Source organism: Stenotrophomonas sp. HMSC10F07 (assembly GCF_001807895.1).
GTDB classification, from domain to species: domain Bacteria; phylum Pseudomonadota; class Gammaproteobacteria; order Xanthomonadales; family Xanthomonadaceae; genus Stenotrophomonas; species Stenotrophomonas sepilia.
The window spans coordinates 1-2,308 of the sequence record NZ_KV791384.1 but is presented as its reverse complement, the minus strand read 5'-3'; the positions used below and the strand labels follow the sequence as shown (position 1 = coordinate 2,308).

General features: G+C 70.1%; 2 protein-coding genes. Both read right to left on the bottom strand.

Annotation, left to right across the window (positions count from 1 at the left end):
* Nucleotides 1-134: 134 nt before the first annotated feature.
* Nucleotides 135-626 (bottom strand): methylated-DNA--[protein]-cysteine S-methyltransferase, encoded by a 492-nt coding sequence (locus HMPREF3114_RS10450; protein ID WP_005415806.1) that lies wholly within the window; start codon nt 624-626, stop codon nt 135-137.
* Nucleotides 623-2,101, bottom strand: coding sequence for a DNA-3-methyladenine glycosylase 2 family protein (locus HMPREF3114_RS10445; RefSeq protein ID WP_053501265.1), 1,479 nt, complete (start codon nt 2,099-2,101; stop codon nt 623-625). Before HMPREF3114_RS10445 ends, HMPREF3114_RS10450 begins: the two co-directional genes overlap by 4 nt.
* Nucleotides 2,102-2,308: the final 207 nt, after the last annotated feature.

Sequence of the window (2,308 nt, the reverse complement as noted above, 5' to 3'; positions counted from 1 at the left end):
GCCCCCATGGATGGGTTTACGGCGTGTCCTGCCCACCCATACCGCCCCACCCAACGCGTAGAAAATCGGAGCTGTATTGGCTCTTGACCTTGCCGTTGCCTCTGCGGGTGCCGGGCGCAGCCCGGCCGGCCCTCTCAGGCGAACAGCGGGGCCTGGCGCTGTTCCAGCCGCAGCAGCGCGGCCTTGGTTTCCAGCCCGCCGCCGAATCCGGTCAGCGCGCCATTGCTGCCGATCACGCGATGGCAGGGCAGGATGATTGGCAGTGGATTGCGGCCATTGGCCGCGCCCACCGCGCGGGTCGCGCTGGGTTGGCCCAGGTGCTGCGCCAACTGCAGATAGCTCCAGGTCTGGCCGAACGGAATCAACGCCAGCGCCTGCCACACGCGCAGCTGGAACGGCGTGCCGCGTGGTGCCAGCTGCAGGTCGAACCGGCTGCGTTCACCGTGCAGGAACTGCAGCAGCTGTTCGCGTGCCTCCGGCAGTGCATCCGGTGCGTAATGCCAGCCGTCGCGCCCGCGTGCGGGGTGACGGTTCTCCGGAAACAGCACGTGCGCAAGACCACGCTCGTCACCGGCGATGGTCAACACGCCGATCGGGCTGTCGAAACGATCGAACAACAGGGTCATGTCGGTTCTCCAACGAACGTGCCGGACAGGTGCCACAGGTGCAGCACCGCGTAGGCGCGCCACGGGCGCCAGGGTTGCGAGCGCGCTTCGGTCGCGCGTTCGCTCAGGCGCTGGCCCTGCGCATGGCCGAGCACCTGCTGCAGCACAAGGTCGCCGGCCGGGAAGGCATCGGGCTGGCCGAGGCCACGCAGGGCGATGTACTGCGCGGTCCAGGGGCCGATGCCGGGCAGTGCAACGCAGCGCGCAACGAATTCCTCCAAGGCCTGGCCGGGCCCGAAGTCGAGCCGGCCGCTGGCACAGGCGGCGGCCAATGCGCGCACGGTGGCGGCGCGGCTGCGCGGCAGGCCGATCGATTCCAGAGGCGCCTCGGCCAGTACCTCGGGCGCTGGAAACTGGCGATCGAAGTCGGATGGCATGCCCGGCAGGTGCGCGCCATAGGCGTCGACCAGGCGCCGCGCGAAGGTGGTGGCCGCGGCCACGCTGACCTGCTGCCCGAGCACCGCGCGTACGCCCACCTCGAAACCATCCCAGCCGCCGGGTACGCGCAGTCCGGGGCGTTCGGCGATGCCACGCGCGAGCAGCGGTTCTTCGCCCAGCGCGGCATGCACCTGCTGCAGGTCGGCATCCAGATCGAACACGCGACGCACGCGGCGCACGATGTCAGGGATCAAGCGCGGATCCACCGCGCCCAATTGCAGGCGAAGTTCCGGGCGCTTCGAATCGGCGGTGACGCGCAGCAGGGTGGGGCGCTCCGGCGCGCCCAATACGCGCTGGTAGCTGTCTTCACCGATCAGTTCGATGCCGGGCAGGCTGCGTTTGCGCAGGAAGGCCAGCATGCGTGGGAAGTCCAGTGGTGGACGGTAGCCCAGGCGCAGCACCAGGCCGCCATCATCTGCAGCCAACGGTTGATGCTGGCGACGCAGGGCGGTCGGCGCCATCCCGCAGCCCTGCAGGAACGCGGTATTGAAGCGGCGCAGGCTGTTGTAGCCGGCAGCCAGCGCGACGTCGGTCACCGCCAGCGTGGTTTCGGTCAGCAACTGTTTGGCCAGCAACAGGCGATGGGTTGCGTGGATCTGCCCGGGCGTTGCGCCGAGATGTTCGACGAACAGGCGCTGCAGTTGGCGCGCGCTGAGGCCGAGCTTCGTTGCAAGATCGGCCACCGGCTGCTCCTGCAGGAAGCCGCCGTGGATCAGCGCCAGTGCGCGCTGCACGGTCTGTCCGGCCAGGGCCTGCTGGGCCTGCGGTGCCAATTCCGGGCGGCAGCGCAGGCAGGGGCGGTACCCGGCGGCCGCGGCGGCCGCGGCGGTGGGGAAGTAGGTGATGTTGCGCGGCTTCGGCGGCGGTGCCGGGCACACCGGGCGGCAATAGATGCCGGTGCTGCGCACGGCGGTGAAGAACACGCCGTCGAAGCGTGCGTCGCGGGCCAGGCGGGCGCGGTCGCAGGCGGCGGTGTCGAGGGCGAGAGGGGAGTCCATGGCGCCAGTCTAGGCCCGCGCGGGCGGCGATACTCGCCACATTCGGACATGGATGCTGAAGGGGGTCAGGCTGGGCTGCGCCCTGCACCCGCGGTAGTGCCGGCCGCTGGCCGGCAACGGCAACGGCAACGGCAACGGCAGAAGCTGGTTTTCTGTGGGGAGGCGGGGTGGGCCCGGTTGCGGGAGACGCCGTAAACCCGTCCTTGG